Below are 3,894 nucleotides of genomic sequence, written 5' to 3'. Positions count from 1 at the left end.
GCCACCGCGATCATCAACAATGACTCGGTGCTGGGCAATGAGGGATCGGACACGATCTCGGGGGGCTTGGGCGATGACACGCTGCGCGGCGGCACCTGGCATGATCTGCTGGCAGGCGGCGCCGGGGCCGATCTGCTGGATGGCGGCGCGGGCGCCGATACCCTGCGCGGCGAGGATGGCGACGACCGCATTCAGGCGGGCGATGGCCATGATCAGGTGTTGGGCGGCGCGGGCAATGACCTGCTGGAGGGCATGGCGGGCCGCGACACCCTGACGGGCGAGGCCGGGGCCGATACGCTGCGCGGCGGGCTGGATGCCGACCGTCTGGACGGCGGCGCAGATGCCGACCTGCTGGAAGGCGCGCGCGGCAGCGATACATTGGCGGGTGACATCGGCAATGATACGCTTTTGGGCGGTGCCGAGGCCGATTTGCTGCTGGGCGGAGATGGCGATGATCGGCTGCTGGAAAGCGGTAGCGCCTCCGGCAATGACCGGATGCGCGGCGGGGCGGGCCATGACAGCGTGACCGGCGGCGCCGGCGATGACAGTGTGTTTGGCGAACAGGGCGAGGACTCCCTGCTTGGCGGACGCGGCCATGATCAGCTTTTCGGCGGGGACGGTGCCGATACCATGCGCGGCGGCGATGGGGACGATCTGATCCGGGGCGGGCGCGGCATCGACCGGCTTTATGGCGGCGAAGGCGCCGACCAATTCCTGTTTGCCCGCCTGGGAGATCGTGGTGACCTCATCCGCGATTTCAACGCCAGCGATGACCGTCTTGTTTTTGAGGGCAGCGCCTTCGGCTATGGCGACCAGACCGGGCGCATCAGCCTGGATGATTGCGTCTTTGACCGCGCGCAAGAGGCCAATGACCACTGGATCTATGTCCGGGCCACCAAGACGCTGGTCTTTGACGCCAATGGCGACGAGGCGGGCGGGCGCCGCGCCATTGCCACCTTCACCGATGCCAATGGCATGGAAGACTGGAGCCTCTGGCTGGTCTGACGCGATCCGGCGGCAGCAGACCGGGGCGGCGGGCAGGACCTGCCGCCCCTTTCTTTTGCGCCGAAAGCGGCAGCCAGACGCGGCCTGAACGAATTTTGGTGACTTTGCGTCTTTTTTGCGTTATATTTCAATTGTTTAGAGAACGCCAACAATAAGCGCCCGGAACCCGCCCCATGACCTTGATTATCGCCACAAACGTCAACAACGAGGGGGATGGCTATCTCCTGTTCGGCAATGACAGTATCCGCGTGGATGCCGGGGTCGCGGTGATCTCCACCGGCGCCAGCGCCATCGCCAGCTGGGAGGGTGCCCACAGCTACCAGATTTATGGCACGCTGCATGGCGAGGATGACGGGCTCAAGATGCTCGGCACCGCCGAAACCTGCCATGTCTATATCGCGGCCTCGGCGCTGATCACCTCGGGGGGGCTCGGGCTTTACACCCATTCCAATGGCGTGGTGCTGGATGGGCTGAACACCACCATGTATAATGCGGGCCATATCGACGCGGCCAATGCGGCGATCTGGGCGCTGATCCGCGATGGCGGCACCACGGTCATCACCAATACCGGGGTGATGGAGGGGGTGCATTATGGCATCTATGCGCCTTTCGGCTTTGGCACGATGAAATTCACCAATCGCGGCACCCTGTCGGGCGAGATCGGCATTCTGGGCGCGCCGGGCATCGACCTGATCAACAATGAAGGCCTGATCACCGGCAGCATCAACCTGCGCGAGGGCGATGATGTGGTGGTGACGCGCGGGCGGCTGGATGGCACGGTCGCCTTGGGCGCGGGCCATGACAGCTATACCGATCGCGGCTTGGCCGGTCTGAATGACGATCAGGTTTCCGGCGATGCGGGCAATGACAGCCTGAATGGCGGCACCGGCAATGACACGCTGCTGGGCGGCGATGATGCGGATTCGGTGAATGGCGGCCTGGGGAATGACAGCCTCGAAGGCAATGACGGCGACGACCTGCTGCTGTCGGGCGGTGGCGACGACACGCTGGTCGGCGGCGCTGGCAATGACCGGCTGGATGATGCGCTGACCGGCTCGCGCGCGGGCACGCTGCTCGCGCATGGTGGCGAGGGGGCCGATACGCTGGGCGGCGGGCGCGGCGCCGATACGCTGCATGGCGATGCGGGCGACGACCTGGTGACGGGCGATGCCGGGGCCGACTGGCTGGATGGCGGCGCGGGCAATGACACCGTGCTGGCGGGCGAAGGCAATGACACGGTTGCCGCCTCGGGTGGCGGCGATGACAGCATTCAGGGCGGCGGCGGCGCCGATCAGCTGATCGCGGGCGCAGGCGCCGATACCGTGCTGGGCGACGGTGGCAATGACGTGATCAATGGCGGCGAGGGCGCGGACCGCCTGAGCGGCGGTCTGGGCTATGACACGCTGACCGGCGGTGCGGGGGCCGACACCTTCGTGTTCGACAGCCTGCGCGAGCGGGGTGACACGATCACCGATTTCACCGCCACCGAGGACCGCATCATCCTTTCCGCCACCGCCTTTGGCTATGACTGCGCGCTGAGCGGGCAGCAGGTCTCGGCCGAGGATTGCGTGACCGGTGCCGCACAGGATGCCAGCGACCATTTCATCTATAACAGCGCCACCCACACGCTGTATTTCGATGCCGATGGCAATGGCAGCGCCCGCGCGGTGGCTCTGGTGACCTTCGAGACCGATATGGCGGGCTGGAGCCTCTGGTTCGCCTGATCACGCGCTGTTGCGCCTCTGCACAGGATCTGTGCGGCCCGCCCCTCTCGTGGGATGGGTCGCCAGATGCTAAGGTTCCGCCCAAGACAGGAGCCTTTCATGACCTTTACCAATTCCGCGCGCCATTATGGCGCGGTGGCGCGCAGCCTGCATTGGCTGACCGCGCTTCTGATCCTCGCCTCCATCGGGCTGGGCCTTTATGCCGACAGCCTGCCCGCCGAGGGGGCCGAGGCACTGGCCGCCAAGGTGCAGGCCTTCTCGATCCACAAGACGCTGGGCCTTGCGGCCTTTGCTGCGGCGGTGCTGCGCATCCTCTGGGCGCTGACCCAGCCGCGCCCGGCCCCGCTGCACCCGGAACGGCGGGCCGAGACCTTTGCCGCCGATCTGGTGCATTGGGCGCTTTATGCCGCGATGATCCTGATGCCGCTGTCGGGCTGGGTGCATCATGCGGCGCTGGAGGGCTTTGCCCCGATCCTGTGGCCCTTCGGGCAAGGCCTGCCTTTCGTGCCGAAATCGGAAAGCGTGGCGGCGGCGGCGGGGAGCCTGCATTGGCTGATGTCCAAGCTGCTGATCGCCAGCGTTGCGCTGCATGTGGCGGGGGCGCTGAAACATGCGCTGATCGACCGCGATGGCACGCTGGCGCGCATGGTGACCGGGCGCCCCGCCGGGCAGGCGGCGCCCCATGCCGTCGCGCCCGCCCTGCTGGCGCTGGCGCTGGTGGCGGGGGTGGCGACCTTCGCCCTGCTGCCGCGCGGTGAGGCTCAGGCGACCGAGACGACCGCGGCCCCCGCGCCTGCGCCTGCGCCTGCTGCGGGTGGCAACTGGCAGGTCACCACCGGCACGCTCGGTTTCACCGTCAAGCAGATGGGCGCCGATGTGCAAGGCAGCCTGCCCGACTGGCGCGCCGAGATCACCTTTGACGAGGCCGCCACGAACGGCACCCATGGCCGCGTCAAGGTGGAGATCGACACCGCCACCCTCACCCTCGGCTCGGTCACCGATCAGGCGCGCGGGGCAGAGTTCTTCGACGTGGCGACCCACAAGACTGCCGTGTTCGAGGCCGAGATCCTGCCCGCCGCCAGCGGCTATGAGGCCAAGGGCACCCTCACCCTGTGCGGCGAAAGCCAGCCGGTCAGCCTGCCCTTCACCCTCACCATCACAGGCA

Annotated in this window: 3 protein-coding genes; all 3 read left to right on the top strand. The window is 67.1% G+C overall.

The features are described from left to right. Positions 1-1,005 (top strand): calcium-binding protein (locus JNN06_RS03895; protein ID WP_291238289.1); only part of this gene is annotated, 1,005 nt, incomplete at its 5' end. Between the two features lie 173 nt (positions 1,006-1,178). Further along, positions 1,179-2,729 carry a calcium-binding protein gene (locus tag JNN06_RS03890; protein ID WP_291238288.1) on the top strand — a complete coding sequence of 517 codons (1,551 nt, stop codon included), beginning with the start codon at positions 1,179-1,181 and terminating at the stop codon, positions 2,727-2,729. A 99-nt stretch (positions 2,730-2,828) separates the two neighbouring features. After that, on the top strand, positions 2,829-3,894 hold a 1,066-nt coding region (locus JNN06_RS03885; protein ID WP_291238287.1), incomplete at its 3' end, for a cytochrome b/b6 domain-containing protein.

The organism is Gemmobacter sp. (assembly GCF_016792925.1).
GTDB lineage: Bacteria > Pseudomonadota > Alphaproteobacteria > Rhodobacterales > Rhodobacteraceae > Gemmobacter.
This window is presented reverse-complemented; position numbering and strand designations above follow the sequence as displayed.

Coding starts and splice junctions, on each gene's coding strand:
- JNN06_RS03890 (WP_291238288.1), top strand. CDS start 1,179: ATGACCTTGATTATCGCCACAAACGTCAACAACGAGGGGGATGGCTAT.